Genomic DNA, 20,269 nt, shown 5'->3' on the forward strand with positions numbered 1-20,269 from the left:
CGGGACCTGCCGCCGAGCCCCGAACGCAGGCGGTGCCCACGGGTGAACCCATGGGCACGCCGTGTCTCCCGTGCGCTACTTCCGGCAGGTCACAGGGACGGTGATTTCAGCGGCCGGCTTGTCGTGGCTCAGGACCTCGAACCTGACCGGTCCGTTCGGCCTGTCCTCCCAGCGCCAACCCTGCCCGATGGAGATGATGCCGTTGGCCGGGGTCGTGGTCTTCACGGCGCCCATGGGCACCCCGCCGACGACCCAGCGGTAGGTCACCTCCGTGCCCGCGGCCGCGACGAGTGCGGCGTAGATCCCGAGCTGGGGCGTCTCCACACAGTCGCCGTCGTAGCCGCTGGTCGAGAGCTCCCTGATGCGCACCGCGCCCGAGGTGTCCTCCGGAACGCAGGTCCAGGCGTAGGCCGCCTCCTTGACCGGCTCGTTCAGATTGAGGACCTCGAGCCGCACGACGCCGGTGCCGCTGCTCGTCGCCCTGTTGGTCCAGACCTCGGCGATCTCCCGGCTGGTGCCGGGCGCGAGCTCCTGCGTCTTGGTCGGGCCCGGCACGCCGTCCACGACGAAGCGGTACCGCATCGTGGTCGCGCGATCCGTCGTGACCACCCCGGACGCCTGGAGGGTCAGGTTGCCGGTGCACGTCCCCTTGAACCGAGGCGTCAGCAGGTACCGGACGGTCAGCCTGGCGGGGTCGGGCTGGGCCGCGCAGCTGAAGGTGAACACCCGCTCCGCCGGAGCGGCGCCGCCTTCGGCCTTGAGAGTCAGCTTGTGGGAGCCTCCGTCGTTGGAGGTGAGCTTCCAGGTGGCGGTGACGGCCAGAGCCCGGGGCTGCTCGCTCGCGGGGAAGTCGAGTTCCCTGGACTCCCACTGGGTGGCGTCCAGCCTCCACCAGTAGGTGACCCTCTGCGCCGGTCCCGCCGGCAGCTTGACGCGGCCGACGGCCTGGTACTCGACCGGCTCGGTGCAACGACCCGCGTAGTCACCCGGAGAGAGGTCGAAGATCTCTGCCTCCGGCTTGTGCGCCGGCGGTTGCGTGGAGGTCGGCGTGGGCGTGGGTGTGGGCGTGGCCGGCGTGCCCTTGCAGGTCACCTGGTAGATGGCCCGCCCCGAGTCGTGGCCGTTCGCGTTGAGGATGTGAACGGCCTTCCACCCGCTGGTGGAGTCGCCGACGGCCAGCGGCAGTGTCACCTGGCGGACGCGGGGGCCGCCCGCGGCGAAGAAGACCGTCTCCGGCCGGCCCTCACCTGTGGCGCTGTCGATCCACTGGTAGTCGACAGTCGCAGGGGTGCGCGAGACCTGGATGGTGGCGGTGAACGTCACGGTCGTGGGGCAGGGGCCGTGGTGGACCGGCGGACCGTCGACGTGGGCGGCGGCGACCAGCGGCCTGTCCATCCGCGCGGGCAGCAGGTGGGAACCGTCCCACACGGTGCCGGGGCCCGTACAGGTGACGTCGAAACGGGCCTTGCCGGACAGGCCGCGCCTGCCGAGGATCTCGACGGCCTGCCAGCCCGAGGTGGTCCGGTCGAACGTCTGACGCTCCTTCACCACGACCCTGCGCACGCCGTTGACGCGGAAGCTCCTGATGACGCCCTTGCTTCCGTCGCCACGCACCCAGCGGTAGCGGACGGTTCCCGCGCCCTTGGCCGCCACCACCGCGGAGAAGCCCACCGTGGTGGGGCACTCGCCCGACTTCGCGGGGCTCGCCTTGACACTGGCCACGGCTGTCTTCACGGTGGCGGCGGCTGTCTTCGCGGGGAGGGCGGCGGTCTTCCCGGTGGGGGCGGCGAGCGCCGGACTGGCGGCCAGCAGGCTGGTGAGCAGCAAACCGCTCAGCAGCATCGCTGTCCTTCTCATATGGATGTCCCTTTCTCAAGGAGGAAGGGAGACATGATGCCGACGCCCACTGGTGCCGCACTTGGCGCGACTTGTGACCGCTTCTTGCCGGCATCCTGGCCACGATCCGGCGCGCGGCCCTCAACGTCAGCACATGTGCTGACAGCAACCACGAAAGTCCATGAAAAGCGAGAAGCCCCAGACTCGCGGCATCGGCCGTGAGCTGGGGCTCTGAAGCGTGGTGGACGATACTGGGATTGAACCAGTGACCTCTTCCGTGTCAGGGAAGCGCTCTCCCGCTGAGCTAATCGTCCGTATCGAGTTGTCACTCAGAGCGGAAGACGGGATTCGAACCCGCGACCCTCACCTTGGCAAGGTGATGCTCTACCACTGAGCCACTTCCGCATGGCGCTTTACCTACTTTAGCGGATCCGCGAGGTTCCGCGTGACGCCCGAGGTGGAGACGGGATTTGAACCCGTGTGGACGGCTTTGCAGGCCGCTGCCTCGCCTCTCGGCCACTCCACCAGGAGATCGTGCTCCGAGCGGAAGACGGGATTCGAACCCGCGACCCTCACCTTGGCAAGGTGATGCTCTACCACTGAGCCACTTCCGCGTGAGATCCGGCGATGTGCTCGTCGGCCACGGGAAAACCATATCGCCTTTGGAGAGTGCGTGTGCGCAGCGAGGTGCGGGGGGCCCGACTTTCATGACACGATCCGCACGTCGTCGGCCTTGACGAACATCAGCCGGTGGCCGAGCTGGATCTGGTGGTAGCGGATCCTGCCGCGCACCATGACGTGCTTGGCCGGGTTGAAATGCGACGCCGCCAGATAGGTGCCCCTGACCGTCTGCCCGAGCGAGTAGAGCTGCCCCCTGCCCAGCCGGTACGGCAGCGGCGTGAGCTCCTGGAAGCGCACGCCCGGCGGGTAGGCCGACCGTTCGGGGTAGGCCCTGCCGTACACCTTGACCTGGTCGTGGACGGGGGTGACCAGCGGGCCGGCGGCGCGGACGGCGGTGGGCTGGTCGGGCGGGTTGCGGAACCAGGCCTTCTGGCCGAGGTACCAGATGGCCGTCCAGTCGCCGCTGGTGTCGGCGAGGGCGTAGCGCTGGCCGGCGCTGGCGCGGGCGCTGTGGTCGTAGACGCTGTAGGTGGAGGCGCCCTTCTGCCGCTTGCCGACGTCGTCGACGAGGGGCGCGTCGTCGCGCGGCTCGGTGTGCAGCCAGACGCTGGCGGCGCCCTGCGGCTCGCACAGCTTGGCGGGACGCTTGCGGACGCAGCCGACGAAGTCGGGCCGGTGGGCGTCGTAGTCGGGCTTGATGACCACGGACCTGCCGTCCTCCGCCTCGTCGCCGAGGGGGGCCTCCATCATGGCGAAGAAGCGCGCCCAGTCCCAGTAGGGCCCGGGATCGTTGTGCATGCCGGGGATGGCCGAGGCGCTCGCGCCTGGGACGTTGTCGTGGCCGATGATGTGCGCCCGGTCGAGCGGCACGTCGTACTTGTTCGCCAGGTAGCGCACCAGCCGGGCGGAGGAGCGGTACATCGCCTCGGTGTACCAGCTGCCGCCCCTGGCCATGAACCCCTCGTGCTCGATGCCGATCGAGCGGGTGTTGACGTCCCAGTTGCCCGCGTGCCACGCCACGTCCTTGGTCGCCACGTGCTGGGCGACGTGCCCGTCGCCGGACCGGATCGTGTAGTGCCAGCTGACGTACTTGGGGTCCTTGACCAGCGTGGGGATACCGCCGTACGAGCCCTCGGTGTCGTGGATCACGATGTAGTCGATGGGCCGCTCGGTCCGCATCCTGTCGTGGTTGCCGTAGTCGTCCTTGCCGAAGCGCTTGTAGGCGGCGGGCATCCACTCGCAGGCCAGGGTGGCGGGGCACTCGGTGTTCGCGGCGGACGCCGTCCTGAACACCGGCACGGGGGCGGCCGGCAGGCGGACCAGCGAGCCGTCGTCGGTGCGGCGCTCGGCGCCCTCGCGCAGCACCTCGAACACCTCGCCGGCGAAGGACGGGCCGGCGTAGGCGGCGATGGCCTGGTACCAGGCGGTGGGCTCGGCGCTGAGCGGGGCGCCGAGCCTGCGCTGCCGGTCGGCCAGCAGCGCGGCGCCGCCCCGGATGTTGGCCGCCCGGTCGCGCCGCAGCGTCTCGGTGGGCAGCCCGGTCAGCAGCGCGGCCCGCTGCAGGGTCGGCGCGTCCTGATCGGCGGCGGCGTCACTGGTGGCGGTGTCACCCGCGGCAGAGTCACCCGCGGCAGAGTCACCGGAGGAGGAGCCACCGGCGGCGGCGTCACCGGCGGCTGCGTCACGGGTGGCGGTGGGGGAGCGGGCGCCGGGGTGTGCGGGCGGGTGCGCGGGGGCGATGCGCATGGGGCGCGCGTCGTCGCCGCGCGGGTCGCCCGTGTGGTCATGCCCCTCCTGCGGTACGGCCTCCGCGTCCACCAGGTGCATCGGCCCGTAACCGCCCGACACGCTGGGCCGCCCGTCGTGGGAGTCCCAGCGCGACTCGAGGTAGGAGACCCCGAGCAGCACGCTCTCCGGCACGCCGTACTCCTTGGCCGCGGCCCGGAAATCCTCCTGCGCCCCTCCTGGGGCGAGCGCGACGAGAAGTGCGGCGGCCCAGAAGAGCATGAGAACCCCCTGCGATGCGAGACCAGTCAATTACGTAGCGTAAAGGGCATGTGGCTCGTGTTTTCGAGGGGTATGGCGATCTCTGCGCGCGTTGTCAGCGCCTACGGGGCTTGCGGGCATCCCGCCCTTCGGCGTGTCGTATCCGATCGAGCGAATTCCTGCCCGATTTCGGGCAGGATGTTGGCGTGTCGTGTGATCCATGCGTAGTGTCCTGCCCTGTGCATCCCTACGAGGACCTCATCGCGCACCTGACCAGGACGAGCCAGCTCGATCCCGGTGAGGCGGCGCGCGTGGTGGCCGACGTGGTGGCCTACTTCTCCGAGCCGGTCGAGGAGTTCGTACGGCGCCGCCACGGCGAGCTGAAGTCTCGCGGCCTCACCAACGACGAGATCTTCCCGAGGATCGCGGCGGAACTACCCGTGCGGCGCGTGGCGGCTCCCGAGCTGTCGCTGCGCCAGCTGCGCAGGATCGTCTACGGATAGGAAGGTTGGCCCATGTGCGGAATCGTCGCCTATGTCGGCAGCAAGGATGCCGCGCCCATCCTGCTGGAGGGGCTTCAGCGCCTGGAGTACCGCGGCTACGACTCGGCAGGGGTGGTGGTCTCGAACAAGGGCCTCAAGCTGCGTAAGGTCAAGGGACGCGTGGCCGACCTGGCCAAGGCCGTACCCGCCAGGTTCAAGGGCGCGCTCGGCATCGGGCACACCCGCTGGGCCACCCACGGCGTGCCGAGCGACGAGAACGCCCACCCCCACCTGTCGTCCGACGAGCGCATCGCGGTCGTCCACAACGGCATCATCGAGAACGCCGACGAGCTGCGCGCCAGGCTCGTCGCCGAGGGCGTGACCTTCGCCTCCGAGACCGACACCGAGGTGCTCGCGCACCTGATCGCCCGTACGGTGACCGAGACCGACACGCTCGAGGCGGCGGTCAGGAAGGCGCTCAAGAGCATCGTCGGCACCTACGGCATCGCGGTCGTCGACGCCGAGCGGCCCAAGGAGATCGTGGTCGCCCGCAACGGCAGCCCGATCGTCCTGGGCCTCGGCGAGAAGGAGATGTTCGCCGCCTCCGACGTGGCCGCCCTCGTCCGCTACACCCGCCAGGTCGTCCACCTCGAGGACGGCGAGCTGGCCGTCCTGACCGCCGACGGCTTCCACACCTTCGCCAGCGGAGGGCGCGAGACCGCCAAGGAGCCGCTGACCGTCGACTGGGACGCGGGCCACTACGACACCGGCGGCTACGAGCACTACCTGCTCAAGGAGATCTCCGAGCAGCCCGAGTCGATCGCCAGGACCCTGCGCGGCCGCCTCGACGAGCGCTTCCACATCGCCCACCTCGGCGGCCTCAACATGGACGCCCGCGAGACCCGTTCCTTCCGCCGCGTGAAGATCATCGGCTGCGGAAGCGCCTACTACTCCGGCCAGATCGGCGCGCAGCTCATCGAGGAGCTGGCCCGCATCCCCGCGGACGCCGAGCCCGCCAGCGAGTTCCGCTACCGCAACCCGGTCGTCGACCCCGACACCCTCTACGTCGCCATCAGCCAGTCCGGCGAGACCTACGACACGCTGGCGGCCGTCCAGGAGCTCAAGCGCAAGGGCGGGCGGGTCATCGGCATCGTCAACGCCGTGGGCAGCGCGATCGCCAGGGAGGTGGACGGCGGCATCTACCTGCACGCGGGCCCCGAAGTGTCGGTGGCCTCCACCAAGGCCTTCACCTCGACCGCGGTCGCCTTCGCCCTGCTGGCCCTGCACTTCGGCCGGGTGCACGACCTGTCGCCGGCCGACGGCCGCCGCATCGTCGAGGGGCTGCGCGAGCTGCCCGCGCAGATCGAGAAGATCCTCCAGCAGGGCGACCGCATCGCCGAGCTGGCCAGGAAGTACGCGGGGCACCCGAGCATGATGTTCGTCGGCAGGGTGCGCGGCTACCCGGTGGCCCGCGAGGGCGCGCAGAAGCTCAAGGAGATCTCCTACATCCACGCCGAGGCCTACCCGGCCAGCGAGCTGAAGCACGGGCCGCTCGCGCTGATCGGCCCCGAGCTGCCGACGGTGGCGATCGTGCCCGACGACGAGCTGCTCGACAAGAACCTCACCACGCTCGGCGAGATCAGGGCGCGCGGCGGGCGGGTGCTCATGGTCGGCCATCGCGAGCCCGAGGCCAAGCTGGCCGACGACGTGATCGTGATCCCGAAGAACGAGATCGAGCTCGACCCGATCCTGCTCACCATCCCGCTGCAGATGCTGGCCTACCACGCGGCGGTCGCCCTGGAGCGCGACGTCGACAAGCCGCGCAACCTGGCCAAGAGCGTCACGGTCGAGTAGCGGAGCGGCCGTGCGGGCGGAGCGGCCGTGCGGCCTGCACCCCGGCACGGCCTGCACCCCGGCACGGCCTGCACCCCGGACGGCTCGCCCCCCGGACGGCCCGCCCCCCGGACGGCCTGCCGCTTTCACGGCAGCAGCAGGCCCCAGTAGAGGGCCCAGGGGATCATCACGGCGCCCGCCGTGACGAGCAGGCCGAGCCGTACCCGCTCCGCGCGCCGCTCGACCGCGCGCCAGGCGCGGGCGGTCAGGACGGTGGTGACGGCGACGGTCACCGTCAGCGCCTGCAACGCCAGCCAGAGCACGGGCCGTCCCGCCAGCACGGGGCCGGGCTGGGCCAGCTTGCCACCGGTCATGATCAGGTAGGTCAGGTACGCGAAGCCGCCGAGCACCACGACCAGACCGGAGGCCGCCAGCACCCTCGGCGCCGCCCCGGCTCCCCTCGCGCCGGATCCGCCCGCCCCGGCCCACCGCGCCCCGGCCCACCGCGCCCCGGCTTCGTTCGCGCCGGATTCCTCCGCCCCGGATCTTCCGGTGCCGGAGGCCGCCGCCCCTGGACGCCCTGTGTCGGAGGCCGCCGCGCCCGGACGCCCTGTGTCGGAGGCTGCCGCGCCTGGACGCCCTGTGCCGGAGGCCGCCGCGCCTGGACGCCCTGTGCCGGAGGCCCCTTCGCGGGATCCCCGTGCGCCCGAAGCCGTGGCCAGGCGCCTGATCCGGCGGGCGGCCGCGGTGAGCGGGTAGCCGAGGAAGGCGGTCAGGAACAGCAGCAGCGCCGCGGTCTGCACGGGCGCCGACTCCCACCAGGCGGGCGGCGGCACCGCGACGGTCGCCGAGGCCTGGTGCGCCCGGGGGGCGGCGGGGGGCGGGCTCGTCCGCGGCGCCCGGCCCGTGGCGACGTCCGACACCCAGGAGCCGACCAGGTCGGCGTAGCCGGGGGCCAGTTCGGGCAGCCGGGTGACGCCGCCGTCGGGGGTCAGGTGGGCGGCGTGCTCGGCGCCGGGGAACAGCCGGAGCGTCACGTGCTCGTTGCCGCCCTCGGCCAGGGCCCGCGCCATCAGCGGCGGGCTCTCCCGCGGCGGGGTGAGCAGGTCGTGGGTGCCCCAGATGGCGAGGACCGGCTGGCGGACAGCGCGCAGCACAGACAGCGGGTCGTGCCACGGCTCGGGGAACAGCCCGCCCGCGGAGATCGCCCGGTACAGCGTGGGGACCGCCCTGCCGGGCAGGGCCCCGGACACGCCCGCCTTGCGCAGGCCCGCCATGACCGCCCACGACTGCTGGCGCAGCGGCTCGAGGGAGTTGGCGCCGACCAGCACGACGAACGCCACGTCCCGGGAGCGGGAGGCGGCCAGCGGCACCACCCATCCGCCCTCGCTGAGCCCCCAGAGCCCGACCTTGCCCGGGTCCACCCCGGTCTGCCGGCGCAGCGCCGCCACCGCGCCGAGCGCGTCGTCGGCCAGTTGCGAGTAGGAGCGCCGGAAGGTCGAGTAGCCCGCCGCCCGCTTGTCGTAGACCAGCACCGCCATGCCGCGCCTGGCGAACTCCACGGCCTCGGTCATGAGCTTGGTCCTGGGCGTGCCGGCGCCGGCCCCGTGCACGAGCACCATCCCCGGCAGCGCGCCGCGCCGGTTCCTGGGGGCCAGGACCGTGCCGTGCAGGGTGAGCCCGCTGCCGGCGAAGCTCACCTCCGTCGCCGCCAGGTCGCCGGGCACGGGTACGGCGGGCGGGGCCGGGGGCGCGGCCTGAGCCGCCCCGGCCAGGCCGAGTGCCGCTAAGAGCGCCAGCAGCGCCGGCATCACTGTCTTCACGAATCGCGTCATATTGCCGAAGATAGTCTGCAGAGAACTCTCGGCAAAGAGATGTCTGCAGAAATCCTTCTGGAGTACTAGGGTGATCGTCATGAAGGATGACGAGCCCTGGGTTCTGGACGATCCCGGCAAGCTGAAGGCCCTGGCCCATCCCATGCGCCGCGCGATGCTGCGCCACCTCGGCCTGCACGGCCCGGCCACGTCCACGACGCTCGGCTCGCTGCTCGACGCCAAGACCGGGACGACCAGCTACCACCTGCGCCAGCTGGAGAAGTACGGATTCATCGAGGAGATCCCCGAGCGGTCCACCGGGCGCGAGCGGTGGTGGCGCAGGGCGGAGACGGGCGACATCAGGCTGCCGCTGCCCGCCCAGCTCGCCCCCGAGGACCGCCCGGTCCTCGCCGAGTTCCACCGGATCGGGCTGGAGGAGGACAAGCGGATCCTCCTGGAGCAGCTGCCCGCCGCCTACCAGGCCGACCCCGCCTGGGTGAAGGTGTCGCGCGCGCTCGGCCGGATGCGGCTGGACGAGCTGGAGGACTTCTTCGAGGAGTACATCCTGCTGCTGAAGAAGTACAGCCGGCGGGCCGCCGACGCCCCGCCGGAGGCCAGGCCCCTCCACATCCGGCTGCTCGCCGTTCCCGCCGACCTGCCCGCCACCCCCGAGGTGTGACGCAAGGTGATCATCCAATAACATCCTGTACAAGGGTTGGGGGCGACGGGGAGGGGCGCGCATGCGCCGTCGGGAGTTCGTGGCAGCGTTCGTGCCGGGGACGGTGGCCGCGCTGGCGTGCCTGGCCGGGTGCGGCGCCACGGTCCCCCGGCAGGGAGCCAGCTTCACCGTCGTGCCGGGCGGAGAGGCGTGGATCCCCGTCGCGAAGGTCCTGGCGGGCCAGTTCAGATACAGCGGCGTCGCCGACGGCGGGACCTCGCTGACCGTGACGGGCCTGCCCGCGCTCGCGACCGCCCTGCGCAACGGCTCCAAGGCGGCCGGCACCCCGCTGGCCAGGCTGGTGGGCGACGTCGAGGTGCTGGTCGTGCCCGCCGCCTCGCTGCTGCGCGGCTTCGACGACTTCGCCGGGCGGCTGCTCGCCGACCCGGGCGCCACGGTGCTGGCGGGCCGGCCCCAGGGCGGCACCGACCACCTGCTGTTCGGGCTGGTCGCGCGCGGGCTCGGCGCCGACGCCAGGGTGCTCGACTACGCCGGCTATCCCACCACGCACGACGCGGCCGCGGCGCTGCTCGTGGGCCGGGCCGCCGTCGCCGCCGGGCCGCTCGGCGACTGGCGCAAGCGCATCGACAAGGGCCAGGTCAGGGTGCTGGCCGTCTCCTCCGCCGAACCGGTCGACGGCATCGAGGCGCCGACGCTGCTGGAGTCGGGCGTGCGGGTCGACTTCGCCGACTGGTGCGGGGTGCTCGGGCCGGGGGAGATGACCGAGCGCGAGCACGCCCAGGCGGTCGCGATCCTCGAGGAGATCACCGGGTCCCGGCAGTGGGCGGATGCGTGCCGTACGAGAGGGTGGAAGCCGATTCCCCTCAGCGGCGGCGACTTCGGCGTGTGGCTCGGGTCGGAGACCGAGCGGACCCGTGAGGTGCTCAAGGACCTCGGCCTCATCGACATGTTGGGGTAGTTGCGCCCGCGGCCACTAGATGTAGGATCCTGGTCGTCGCTGGTTCGCCCGATCAGGGCGGAGCAAAAAGGGAAGCCGGTGCGAATCCGGCGCTGCCCCGCAGCGGTGAGCGGGAACGACCGCCGTCACGACGCACTGGGCCCATGGCCTGGGAAGCGACGGCCAGTAGGAAGCTGACGAACGCCCGCGAGTCCGAAGACCTGCCAGCGGTGTGACCTGTCCATGGCCTCGAGGGAGGGCCGGGGGGCCTCGCGGCATGCCCGCGCGCTCTCGCCTGCCCTCACGAGGCCGAGCTCGCGAGGAGAGAGCGTGACGCAGACCGTAGAGGTGGATCGCCGGCTGGCCATCGAGGAGGCCGCCGCCAGGGTGATCGCCGATCCGGAGAACTCCAGGGTGGCCGCCAGGCTGCTGGCCGAGGAGATCGCCGACGAGGCCGCCGCGCACGGCGTGCGGACCTTCTCCGAGTCGATCGCGGCCACCCACGCCGCCGGCCTGCTCCAGGACGGGCTGGCCGCCTTCGTGGCCGCCCACGCCGCCGCCCTCGACGCGCTGGTGGACGAGAGCGCCGACGACAGGTTCGAGTACTTCGGGCTGCGCACCGTCTACGACCGGTACCTGCTGCGCCACCCCGACACGCGCGGCGTGCTCGAGCGCCCGCAGCACTTCCTGCTGCGCGTGGCGTGCGGCCTTTCCGCCTCGGTCGCCGAGGCCGCCGAACTGTACGCCCTGATGTCCACGCTGTCCTACCTGCCGAGCTCGCCCACCCTGTTCAACTCGGGTTCGCGCCGCGCGCAGCTGTCGTCCTGCTTCCTGCTCGACTCGCCGCGCGACGACCTCGAGGGCATCTACGAGCGCTACGGCCAGGTCGCCAGGCTCTCGAAGTACGCCGGGGGCATCGGCATCGCCTGGACCAGGGTCCGCTCCCGGGGCTCGCTCATCCGCGGCACGAACGGCCACTCCAACGGCATCGTCCCCTGGCTGCGCACGCTCGACTCCAGTGTCGCCGCCGTCAACCAGGGCGGCCGCCGCAAGGGCGCGGCCTGCGTCTACCTGGAGACCTGGCACGCCGACATCGAGGAGTTCCTCGAACTGCGCGACAACACCGGCGAGGAGGCCCGCCGCACCCACAACCTCAACCTCGCCAACTGGGTGCCGGACGAGTTCATGCGCCGCGTCGAGGCCGACCAGGTGTGGTCGCTGTTCGACCCCAAGGAGGTGCCGCACCTCACCGACCTGTACGGCGAGGCGTTCGACGACGCCTACCGGGCCGCGGAGGCGGCCGGCCTGCACACCCGCCAGATCCCGGCCCGCACCCTCTACGGCCGGATGATGCGCACGCTCGCGCAGACCGGCAACGGCTGGATGACCTTCAAGGACGCCGCCAACCGCGCCTCCAACCAGACCGCGCGCCCGGAGAACGTCATCCACCTGTCCAACCTCTGCACCGAGATCCTCGAGGTCACCAGCGACGGCGAGACCGCCGTCTGCAACCTCGGCTCGATCAACCTGGCCGCCCACCTGGCCGGCGGCTCGATGGACTGGGCCCGGCTGCGGGCCACCGTGCGGACCGCGGTGCGCTTCCTGGACAAGACGATCGACCTGGGCTTCTACCCGACGCCGGAGGCCGAGACCGCCAACCTGCGGTGGCGGCCGATCGGGCTCGGCGTGATGGGCCTGGCCGACGTGTTCTTCTCGCTGCGCCTGCCGTTCGACTCGGCCGAGGCGCTGGCGCTGTCCACGCGCATCGCCGAGGAGATCGCGCTGGCCGCCTACGACACCTCCGCCGACCTGGCCGTCGAGCGCGGGCGCCACCCCTCCTACGGCGACACGAGGGCGGCCCAGGGGGTGCTGCACCCCGACCACTTCGGCGCCGGCGACTCGCCCGCGTGGACGGCCCTGCGCGCCAAGATCGACCGGACCGGCCTGCGCAACTCCCTCATGATCGCCATCGCGCCCACCGCGACGATCGCCTCGATCGCCGGATGCTACGAGTGCATCGAGCCCCAGGTGTCGAACGTCTTCAAGCGCGAGACCCTGTCCGGCGAGTTCCTGCAGGTCAACCGGTATCTGGTCGCCGACCTGCAGCGGCTCGGGCGGTGGACGCAGGAGATGCGCGACGAGATCAAGCGGGCCGACGGGTCGGTGCAGGACATCCCCGGGATCCCGGCCGAGCTCAAGACGCTGTACCGGACCGCGTGGGAGCTGCCGCAGAAGGCGCTCATCGACCTGGCGGCGGCGCGGACGCCGTACATCGACCAGTCGCAGTCGCTGAACCTGTTCATGGCCACGCCGACGATCGGGAAGCTGTCGTCGATGTACGCCTACGCCTGGAAGCAGGGGCTGAAGACCACCTACTACCTGCGCTCGCGCCCGGCGACGAGGATCGCCCAGACGACCGTGCAGGCGACCGCTCAGCCCGCCCCAGAGCCCGCCTTCACGGTGAGCGAGGCCGTCGCCTGCTCGCTGGAGAACCCCGAGATCTGCGAAGCCTGCCAGTAGGCCCTCGCCCGCCGCGCCGACGACGACCCACCGCAAGGAGAACCACGTGCTGCTCGACCCCGGCATGGACCTGACGCTGCGCCCGATGCGCTACCCCGACTTCTACGAGCGCTACCGGGCGGCCATCCGCAACACCTGGACGGTCGAGGAGGTGGACCTGCACAGCGACCTGGCCGACCTGGCCAGGATGACGCCCCAGGAACGCCATCTCATCAACCGGCTGGTCGCCTTCTTCGCCACCGGCGACTCGATCGTCGCCAACAACCTCGTGCTCAACCTCTACCAGCACGTCAACGCCCCCGAGGCCCGCCTGTACCTGTCCAGGCAGCTGTTCGAGGAGGCGGTGCACGTGCAGTTCTACCTGACGCTGCTCGACACCTATCTGCCCGACCCGGACGAGCGCGTCAAGGCCTTCGCCGCCGTCGACAACATCCCCTCCATCCGCGACAAGGCCGAGTTCTGCTTCCGCTGGATCGACTCCCTGGCCGACCTGCGGCGGCTGGAGACCAGGGCGGACCGCCGGGCCTTCCTGCTCAACCTGATCTGCTTCGCCGCCTGCATCGAGGGCCTGTTCTTCTACGGCGCCTTCGCCTACGTCTACTGGTTCCGCTCCCGCGGCCTGCTCGGCGGCCTGGCCACCGGCACCAACTGGGTCTTCCGTGACGAGTCGATGCACATGGAGTTCGCCTTCAGCGTCGTCGACACCGTGCGCGCCGAGGAGCCCGACCTGTTCGACGACAAGCTCGGCGAGCAGGTCACCAGGATGATCGAGGAGGCGGTGGCGGCCGAGCTGGCCTTCGCCCGTGACCTGTGCGGCGATGGCATGTCGGGAATGACCGTCGAGCAGATGCGCGAGTACCTTGAGTACGTGGCCGATCAGCGGCTGCGCCGTCTCGGCCTGCCCGTCAGGTACGGAACCGCCAACCCCTTCGCGTTCATGGAGCTGCAGGACGTGCAGGAGCTGGCGAACTTCTTCGAGCGCAGGGTGTCGGCATACCAGGTCGCGGTCGAGGGCAATGTGACCTTCGACGAGACATTCTGAGACATTAGGGGGCATGATCGTGGCGCCGGTGAACTGGCTCATCCTGATCGCATCCGTCCTCGGAGCGGTCGTCTGTGTCGAGCTGGTTCGCAGGCTCCTCCTGAGAGCCGCCCGTACCTGGGACTTCGTCGGGCATCTGGTGCGCAGGTGCACCTGGCCGGCGTTCGCCGTGGCGTCGGTGGTGGCCTTCAACACCGCGTTCGTGCCCAGCATGGTCGGCAGCGCGGCGCTGCCCATCGTCGAGCGTCTCACCGGCATCCTCACCATCGCCGCGTTCACCTGGCTGCTCATCCAGGCCGCCTACGCGGTCACCGACGTCGTCCTCGACCGGCTCGAACAGGTCGAGGAGAACAACCGCAGAGCCAGGCGGGCCAGAACGCAGATCGCGCTGGTCCGCAGGGCCGCCGCGGCGGTGATCATCGTGATCTCCTTCGGCGCCGCGCTGTTCACCTTCCCCGAGGTGCGCGCGCTCGGCGCCGGACTGCTCGCCTCGGCCGGCATCGCCGGCGCGATCGTCGGCATCGCGGCGCAGTCCACGATCGGCAACATGCTCGCCGGGCTGCAGCTCGTCTTCAGCGACGCGCTGCGGCTCGACGACGTGGTGGTGGTCAACGGCGAGTGGGGCAGGATCGAGGAGCTCACGCTCACCTACGTCGTGGTCCGCTCGTGGGACGAGCGGCGTCTGGTCTTCCCCGTCTCCTACTTCACCCAGAACCCGTTCGAGAACTGGACCAGGCACGGCAGCAGGGTCATCGGCCACGTCTACTTCCGCGTCGACTGGTCGGTGCCCGTACCGGAGCTGCGCGAGGAACTGCACCGCTTCATCAAGGACCACCCGCTGTGGGACCAGAAGGACTGGACCCTCCAGGTCACCGACATCCTGCCCAACGGCCTGGTGGAGCTGCGGGCACTGATGAGCGCGGCCGACTCGGCCTCGGTCTGGGACCTGAAGGCCGACGCCCGCGAGCACCTCGTGGCCTACCTGAAGGCCCACCACCCGCACGCGCTGCCCCGCTTCCGGGTGGAGAGCTCCTCCTACGGCGCCTTCGCCGACTCAGGCCCCGGAGGCTGGCCGAAGGACCCGCGTGGCGCCCGCGATCAGCGCGGTGGCCAGCACCCAGCCTGAGACCACCAGCGTCCACGCCACCCAGGCCGTCCACCCGGCCGGCTCGTACGCGCCGCGCACCTCGAACACACTCACCGGCACCAGCAGGTCGAGCGAGTAGACGAACGCGTTGAACGTGCGCACCTGGTCAGGGTCGACCTGGACCGGCGGAACGCGGGTGAAGATGACCGTCCCCGCGGTCAGCAGGATCGCCGCCCACAGACCCGCCAGCCACGAGCGGTAGCCGTAGCCCACCATGACGTCGAGCAGCCGCCCCCACACCTTGCCCGCCGGCCGCAGGGTGCCGCGCCGCCGCCGTTGCTTGGCCAGCAGCACCCGCCGCGCCTCCGGCTCGTGCCCGATGCGCCGGTACCACGAGGCCAGCTGCTCGTACGGCTGCGGCCGGTACCCGCCGGGGTCGTGGCCCAGCCAGCCGAGCCGTTCGGCCAGGGACCAGGGACCGCGCAGCGACTCGTAGGTCAGGCCGTTGAGCCGCACCGCGCCCGGATAGGCGTCGGGGGAGTCCAGCAGCACCCCGAAGCGCGAGTAGCCGAAGTTGACCTCGCCCTCGATCACGTCGGGCCGCATGATCACCTCGTCCGCCTGCATGTGGCTGAGGTGCAGCGCCCGGCCCTCCGCACGAAGCTCTGCATGGTGGAAGGACAGCACCCCGTCGACGCGTGCGCCGCGCATCCTGATCGTGCCGTCCGCCCGGAAGCCGGCGCTGAGCTCGGCGGTGCCCGCGGTCATGAAGTCGGCGTTGACCGCGCCGACGTGCGCGCCCTCCAGGTAGAGGCCGCCGGGGAAGGTACCGCCGATCAGCCGCAGGTCGCCGTGGGCGCGCAGCCCGCGCAGGAAGGTGCCGCCGCCGACCGACAGGCCGCCCGCCCACAGCGCCCACTCGTGCATCGTGTCAGTGACGCCGCCCTCGGGCTCGCGGACGTCGCCGTGGGCCGACTCCGAGGTCGAGGTGCGCGGCAGCGGCGCGGTGATCGTCGTCCTGGACAGGCGGCACTGGCCCTACACCCGCGCGTTGTCCAGGCGCACGCCCGCGTGCACCGTCGAGCCGTCCAGCTCGAACAGGCCGTCCACCTTCATCCGCGAACCCTTGACCCTGGCCAGCTCGCAGCCGCGCAGCCGGACACCTCTGGCGGTGGCGTCGGACAGGTCGACGGGCTCGGCCAGGTGGCAGTTGAGCAGGTAGAGGGTGGCGTCGATGGTCGCGCCGGACAGGTCGAGGGCGCCGACCACCCTGGCGCCCGCCAGCCGTACCCCCGCCACCCGGCCGGGGGTGCGCTCGACCGCGCCGAGCAGCAGCGCGGCGATCACCTCGGCCCGCACCTCGCGCTCGCGGCCCCAGCGATCGGCCTGCGCCGGGTCGTCGAGTTCCCTGTCGCCCGTGCGCAGGTCCACCCACGCCCCCGTGGGAAAGGCCCGCCACAGGCGGCGTTCGGCGGCGGATAATCTGCGCACGGACCAGATTTTATTCTGTGGCGGACACGCGAATTGCCATTTACCTTTGTGGTGTTCGCGAGAAAGAAAACGGTCCAAGCCGACAGGCTTTTTCTTTCTCAGGTCTGACCGGCGGGAATGGCGCCCCCCGGATGGATGTGAACGCCATTCGCCCCGGGCATGGACCCACGCCAGCCACGCCCGGGGTCACATGGGCGGCGGTACGGCGGGCCGGACCTCCAGCTCGGCCAGCAGCCCCGCGATCCGGCGCGCGCGCAGCGGGTCGACGGGCAGCACATGGCTCGTCCACCAGCGCGCGGCCTCCGGGTTCGGCCCGGCCGGCACCAGGTCGAGATAGTCGTGGAGCGGCGGGTCGTAGATGAACCCGGGCACCACACCCTGCTGTTCGAGCCGGGCGACGACGGCGTCCCTGTCCTCGACCACGAGCGGGACCCGCAGCAGCGGCTGGGGCTCGGCGTGGCGCACCCCCTCGGCGGCCCAGGGCGTGTCGCGCAGCAGCCGGACGCCCGCCAGGCGCGCCTCCCGCTCGCGGTCGATCACCCGGAACCTGGAGTCCTGGTAGCGGCGCACGAGCGGACCGTGGCGCATCCGCCAGTCCGCCTGGTCGATCGACAGCCAGTAGTCGAGGGCGGACAGCAGCGCGGCGTCGGCGGCCGCGCCCGTCCCGCGCGCGGCCAGCGCCGCCCGTAGCTCCGGCTCCCTGGACGGCAGGCGGTGCCCCGTCCAGGTCATCAGGCCCAGGCGCTTGAGCGCGTGCCAGATCGGGCGCACCAGCCCGGTGCGGTAGATCGTCTCCCTGATCACCGGCCGCAGGACGGCGGCCAGCTGGCGTCCCGGCACGAGCAGGTCGTCCCTCGCCTGCGCCAGCGTCCGCAGGTCCGCCGGATCGGCGCAGGTCAGATAGGCGCCGGACATCGCGCGGCCGTGCTTGGCCAGGCTGTAGACGCCCGCCGCCCCGAACGTGCCGGCCAGCCGCCCGTCGACCGTGGTCAGCATGGCGTGGGCGGCGTCGTCGATGATCGTGACGCCGTGGTGCGCGCAGGCCTGTCGCAGTTCGGCGATCCGGTCGGGCTGGCCGTACAGGTGGGTGGTGAGCACGCCCGACACGCCCGTCCAGTCGACGGCGGGCACGTCGATGTTGCCGTCGCGCCAGGAGACCGGCGCCAGCACCGGCGTCAGGCCGGCCGCCAGCGCCATGAACAGCACGATCTCGCAGTTGGTAGGCGCGAGCAGCACCGTGTCGCCGGGCTTGAACCAGTGGCGCAGCGCCAGGTAGAGGGCGAACCGGCCCGACGGCACGTGGATGCAGTCCTGGCCGGCCCTGTCGCGCATCACCGGCGCCTGCCGTACGCGCGCAGCACCTTGTCGACGGCGCCGTAGATCCGGGGGGACTCCAGGATCAGCCGGCGCACCCGGCGGACGGGCTCGTGGCGCATGCGGTGCAGCGCGGCGCCCATCGTGCGGCGGCGCACCACCCCCTCGCCCACGGGGGCGCCCGTGCTGCGCAGCGCGTCCTTGTACTCGGAGTTGGTGCCGATGCCCAGGTCGAGGGAGCGGATGCCGATCTCGGCGGCGGCCTCGGCCATGTGCAGATGCTGGATGAGGCCGGGGGAGTACTTGGCGAACTCGGGGTCGTAGGCCGGGAACCAGCCGATGAGCACCGTGTCGGAGCGCAGCCCGAAATGCCCGGCGACCGGACGGCCGTCGACGTACATCATCGACAGCGGGCCCGCGAAGGTGGGCGAGTCGATGGCGTGCAGCCGCTCGGTCAGCTCCACCACCCAGGACTGCCCGAACCTGTCGGCGCGCCCCATGCGCCGGTACTGCGCCGACTTCCACTCGCGCAGCACGCGGAAGTCGTCGGCGCCGCGCGCGGCGAAGTCGAAGGTGACCTCCCCGAAGTCCCTGCCGAGCTTGCGCTCCTTGTACAGGGTGCTCTTGTAGAACTTCGACGAGCGCTTGGCCAGCCCGGCCGCGTAGGCGGCGTAGCCGTCCGACAGGTCGAGCACGACGCTCTGCTGCGAGAGGGTCTCGTAGGGGTGGAACCACGGCTGACGCTCCACCAGGCAGCCGAACTCCCAGACGTGCAGGCCCAGCCCCTTCAGCAGCGTGTCGGCGGCGAAGTCGGCGCCGGGCCGGTGGATGACGCCCTGGCACAGCGACACCCACGAGCCGATCGCGGCGCCCACGCCGCCCGCGCCGACCTCGAACGGCAGGAATCCGGCGATGCCCTCGCCGTCGCTGATGACGCCGACCCGCGCCGCCTTGCTCACCTCACCCATCGCGATCGTGAACTCGGGGCTCAGGAAGGGGTTGGCCAGATGCGGTTGGGCCGCCTGCATCCCACGCCAGGCGGTCAGTTCGCTCTCACCGAGCTCAGCCGGGCGGATGACCGAGAAGGTAGAGCGTTTCATATCAAGCTGGAACATACCCATCCTTGTTAGGAAACTGCGGCAACTCTGCGCAGATGCGGCACCACCGCCAGCGCGACGACGGCATTGGCGGCGAGCACCGCACAACCAACGCCGGTGATCCCCGCGACGGGGAAGAGGACGCCGATCAGGCCCAGCATCAGCCCCGCGAGCCCGATCTGCACGATCGCCAGCCGTCTGGCCTGGCTCATGGCCCTGAGCGTGCTGAGGTGGATCTCGATCAGCATGCCCGGCAGCACCGACAGCGCCATCAGCCGCAGCAGCGGCGCGGCGGCCTCGGCCATCTCGGCGCTGAAGACCGACAGGATCAGCGGCGCGCCCAGCGCCGCGATCGCCACGATCGGCACGATGATCACCACGGTACGGCGCAGCGCGTTGCGGACGCTGCGGGCCAACTCCTCGGCCTTGAACGCGCCCTCGACGGTGAGCGAGACCGCCATGTTGGCGGCCAGCAGGCCGATCATGCAGCCCAGCGTGTGGGTGACCGAGAAGTAGCCGAACACCGTGGCGTTGTTGAGCCAGGCGGCCACCAGGACCGGAACCAGGTAGAGGGTCAGCAGCAGCGACAGCGCGCCGGGGAAGTCTCCGGCCAGGAACCTGCCGATCTCGCGGAGCCGGGGCGGGTCGCCGGCGTTCTCCCTGACGTGGCGGGGGATGGCGTACCTGAAGATGAACCAGTTGATCGGGATCAGCGCCATCGCGGTCGGGATGATCCACGACAGGAAGATGCCGCCGAACAGGCCGCCCTCGGGCAGGGCGAAGGCCAGACCGGCCAGCATCGCCATCTTCACCAGCCCGAAGGCCAGGCTGTTGGCCGGCACCCAGATCGCCTTGCGCAGGCCCGCCAGCGTCACGTCCTGGAGCGTGAAGATCGTCCAGACCAGCACGGAGGCCAGGAAGAACAGCCCGGGACCGAGCCCGCCGAGGCTCGCGTAGGCCGGGCCCCACAGTGGGAGCGTCAGCAGGAAGCCCAGCGCCGCCACCACACCTGTCGCGCCCGCCACGGCGTAGCCGCGCTGCACGAACTCCGAGGTGCGGCGGCCCGCCACGGGGATGAACCGCGCCATCGCCCCCACGAACGCCAGTCCGGTCAGCGAGGAGAACAGGCGCATCGCGCTGATCATCGTCTGTCCCTCGCCGAAGGCGGCGGGCGAGTAGAGTTTCGTGGCCAGGAACCAGTAGCCGAGCCCGAGCACGGCGGTGATCCCGGTGTTGATCATGAGCGCGTAGGCCTGGAGGAACAGGGGGTTCCGCAGATCCCGGCGCAGCCGGTCGGCCAGAGTGGGTGTGGCGCCTGGGGTTGGCATGGCGTCATCGTCGGCCTTGCCGCTTGCGGCGGTCTTTCCGGAAACTTTCAACCGGTCGTCCGCGTCAGGTGCCTCACTTGTCACACTGACCATGATGTCCGATGGCCGGAGTGACCCGGCACGTCTTGCGCCACTCGTTATGCGGGCCGGCCCGTCTCGGCGGCCATCGGCGGACCCTCAGCGACCCTCCTCAGTGACCCTC

General features: G+C 71.3%; 15 protein-coding genes, 4 tRNA genes and 1 riboswitch. Of the genes, 7 read left to right on the plus strand and 12 right to left on the minus strand.

Annotation, left to right across the window (positions count from 1 at the left end; all coding sequences use genetic code 11):
• Positions 1-75 precede the first annotated feature (75 nt).
• The 6 genes from ACWDLG_RS32965 to ACWDLG_RS32990 form a co-directional block, all read right to left on the minus strand.
• Positions 76-1,857, minus strand: a complete 1,782-nt coding sequence (locus tag ACWDLG_RS32965; protein ID WP_449927689.1) for a hypothetical protein — start codon at positions 1,855-1,857, stop codon at positions 76-78.
• A gap of 218 nt (positions 1,858-2,075) precedes the next feature.
• Positions 2,076-2,150, minus strand: a tRNA-Val gene (locus tag ACWDLG_RS32970).
• Between the two features lie 19 nt (positions 2,151-2,169).
• Positions 2,170-2,241 (minus strand) — tRNA-Gly (locus tag ACWDLG_RS32975).
• Between the two features lie 50 nt (positions 2,242-2,291).
• Positions 2,292-2,362, minus strand: a tRNA-Cys gene (locus ACWDLG_RS32980).
• 16 nt (positions 2,363-2,378) lie between these two features.
• Positions 2,379-2,450, minus strand: a tRNA-Gly gene (locus ACWDLG_RS32985).
• 91 nt (positions 2,451-2,541) lie between these two features.
• Positions 2,542-4,494 (minus strand): N-acetylmuramoyl-L-alanine amidase, encoded by a 1,953-nt coding sequence (locus ACWDLG_RS32990; protein ID WP_449927692.1) that lies wholly within the window; start codon positions 4,492-4,494, stop codon positions 2,542-2,544.
• A gap of 188 nt (positions 4,495-4,682) precedes the next feature.
• Between ACWDLG_RS32990 and ACWDLG_RS32995 the strand changes: the two genes are divergently transcribed.
• A complete protein-coding gene (locus ACWDLG_RS32995) occupies positions 4,683-4,946 on the plus strand; it encodes a hypothetical protein (RefSeq protein ID WP_354922564.1) in 264 nt (87 codons plus the stop codon).
• Positions 4,947-4,958: 12 nt separating this feature from the next.
• A complete protein-coding gene (gene glmS, locus ACWDLG_RS33000) occupies positions 4,959-6,779 on the plus strand; it encodes a glutamine--fructose-6-phosphate transaminase (isomerizing) (protein WP_354922561.1) in 1,821 nt (606 codons plus the stop codon).
• A gap of 125 nt (positions 6,780-6,904) precedes the next feature.
• Here glmS and ACWDLG_RS33005 read toward each other — a convergent pair whose 3' ends face one another.
• Entirely contained in the window at positions 6,905-8,593 is a 1,689-nt protein-coding gene (locus ACWDLG_RS33005) for a prolyl oligopeptidase family serine peptidase (protein WP_449927697.1), read from the minus strand.
• Between the two features lie 79 nt (positions 8,594-8,672).
• Here ACWDLG_RS33005 and ACWDLG_RS33010 point away from each other — a divergent pair, with 79 nt between their 5' ends.
• The 5 genes from ACWDLG_RS33010 (at position 8,673) to ACWDLG_RS33030 (ending at position 14,876) form a co-directional block, all read left to right on the plus strand.
• Positions 8,673-9,251, plus strand: coding sequence for an ArsR/SmtB family transcription factor (locus tag ACWDLG_RS33010; protein WP_449927700.1), 579 nt, complete (start codon positions 8,673-8,675; stop codon positions 9,249-9,251).
• Between the two features lie 61 nt (positions 9,252-9,312).
• Positions 9,313-10,209, plus strand: a complete 897-nt coding sequence (locus ACWDLG_RS33015; protein WP_354922553.1) for a tripartite tricarboxylate transporter substrate-binding protein — start codon at positions 9,313-9,315, stop codon at positions 10,207-10,209.
• A gap of 23 nt (positions 10,210-10,232) precedes the next feature.
• Positions 10,233-10,431: riboswitch (cobalamin riboswitch) on the plus strand.
• A gap of 87 nt (positions 10,432-10,518) precedes the next feature.
• Positions 10,519-12,708: a ribonucleoside-diphosphate reductase subunit alpha gene (locus ACWDLG_RS33020; protein WP_449927705.1), complete on the plus strand. Its 2,190-nt coding sequence runs from the start codon at positions 10,519-10,521 to the stop codon at positions 12,706-12,708.
• Positions 12,709-12,754: 46 nt separating this feature from the next.
• Positions 12,755-13,750, plus strand: coding sequence for a ribonucleotide-diphosphate reductase subunit beta (locus tag ACWDLG_RS33025; protein ID WP_354922548.1), 996 nt, complete (start codon positions 12,755-12,757; stop codon positions 13,748-13,750).
• Between the two features lie 13 nt (positions 13,751-13,763).
• The gene (locus tag ACWDLG_RS33030; RefSeq protein WP_449927708.1) at positions 13,764-14,876 is read left to right on the plus strand and encodes a mechanosensitive ion channel family protein; all 1,113 of its coding nucleotides are present in this window, start codon (positions 13,764-13,766) and stop codon (positions 14,874-14,876) included.
• Here the strand turns inward: ACWDLG_RS33030 and ACWDLG_RS33035 are convergent.
• The 5 genes from ACWDLG_RS33035 to ACWDLG_RS33055 all read right to left on the minus strand — a co-directional run bounded on the left by ACWDLG_RS33035 (position 14,805) and on the right by ACWDLG_RS33055 (position 20,067).
• Positions 14,805-15,764: a membrane-associated oxidoreductase gene (locus tag ACWDLG_RS33035; protein WP_449927710.1), complete on the minus strand. Its 960-nt coding sequence runs from the start codon at positions 15,762-15,764 to the stop codon at positions 14,805-14,807. The genes ACWDLG_RS33030 and ACWDLG_RS33035 overlap by 72 nt on opposite strands.
• Before the next feature lie 111 nt (positions 15,765-15,875).
• Positions 15,876-16,328, minus strand: a complete 453-nt coding sequence (locus ACWDLG_RS33040; RefSeq protein WP_449927712.1) for a hypothetical protein — start codon at positions 16,326-16,328, stop codon at positions 15,876-15,878.
• A gap of 186 nt (positions 16,329-16,514) precedes the next feature.
• Positions 16,515-17,660 (minus strand): DegT/DnrJ/EryC1/StrS family aminotransferase, encoded by a 1,146-nt coding sequence (locus tag ACWDLG_RS33045; protein ID WP_449927714.1) that lies wholly within the window; start codon positions 17,658-17,660, stop codon positions 16,515-16,517.
• A complete protein-coding gene (locus ACWDLG_RS33050) occupies positions 17,660-18,742 on the minus strand; it encodes a GNAT family N-acetyltransferase (protein ID WP_449927716.1) in 1,083 nt (360 codons plus the stop codon). The genes ACWDLG_RS33045 and ACWDLG_RS33050 overlap by 1 nt, the downstream gene beginning before the upstream one ends.
• Before the next feature lie 26 nt (positions 18,743-18,768).
• Positions 18,769-20,067, minus strand: coding sequence for a lipopolysaccharide biosynthesis protein (locus tag ACWDLG_RS33055; protein ID WP_449927718.1), 1,299 nt, complete (start codon positions 20,065-20,067; stop codon positions 18,769-18,771).
• Positions 20,068-20,269: the final 202 nt, after the last annotated feature.

The organism is Nonomuraea sp. NPDC003727, assembly GCF_053586935.1.

Coding starts and splice junctions, on each gene's coding strand:
- glmS (WP_354922561.1), top strand. CDS start 4,959: ATGTGCGGAATCGTCGCCTATGTCGGCAGCAAGGATGCCGCGCCCATC.
- ACWDLG_RS33005 (WP_449927697.1), bottom strand. CDS start 8,593: ATGACGCGATTCGTGAAGACAGTGATGCCGGCGCTGCTGGCGCTCTTA.
- ACWDLG_RS33045 (WP_449927714.1), bottom strand. CDS start 17,660: ATGCGCGACAGGGCCGGCCAGGACTGCATCCACGTGCCGTCGGGCCGG.
- ACWDLG_RS33015 (WP_354922553.1), top strand. CDS start 9,313: ATGCGCCGTCGGGAGTTCGTGGCAGCGTTCGTGCCGGGGACGGTGGCC.
- ACWDLG_RS33035 (WP_449927710.1), bottom strand. CDS start 15,764: ATGCACGAGTGGGCGCTGTGGGCGGGCGGCCTGTCGGTCGGCGGCGGC.
- ACWDLG_RS33055 (WP_449927718.1), bottom strand. CDS start 20,067: ATGCCAACCCCAGGCGCCACACCCACTCTGGCCGACCGGCTGCGCCGG.
- ACWDLG_RS33010 (WP_449927700.1), top strand. CDS start 8,673: ATGAAGGATGACGAGCCCTGGGTTCTGGACGATCCCGGCAAGCTGAAG.
- ACWDLG_RS33030 (WP_449927708.1), top strand. CDS start 13,764: ATGATCGTGGCGCCGGTGAACTGGCTCATCCTGATCGCATCCGTCCTC.
- ACWDLG_RS32965 (WP_449927689.1), bottom strand. CDS start 1,857: ATGAGAAGGACAGCGATGCTGCTGAGCGGTTTGCTGCTCACCAGCCTG.
- ACWDLG_RS33050 (WP_449927716.1), bottom strand. CDS start 18,742: ATGAAACGCTCTACCTTCTCGGTCATCCGCCCGGCTGAGCTCGGTGAG.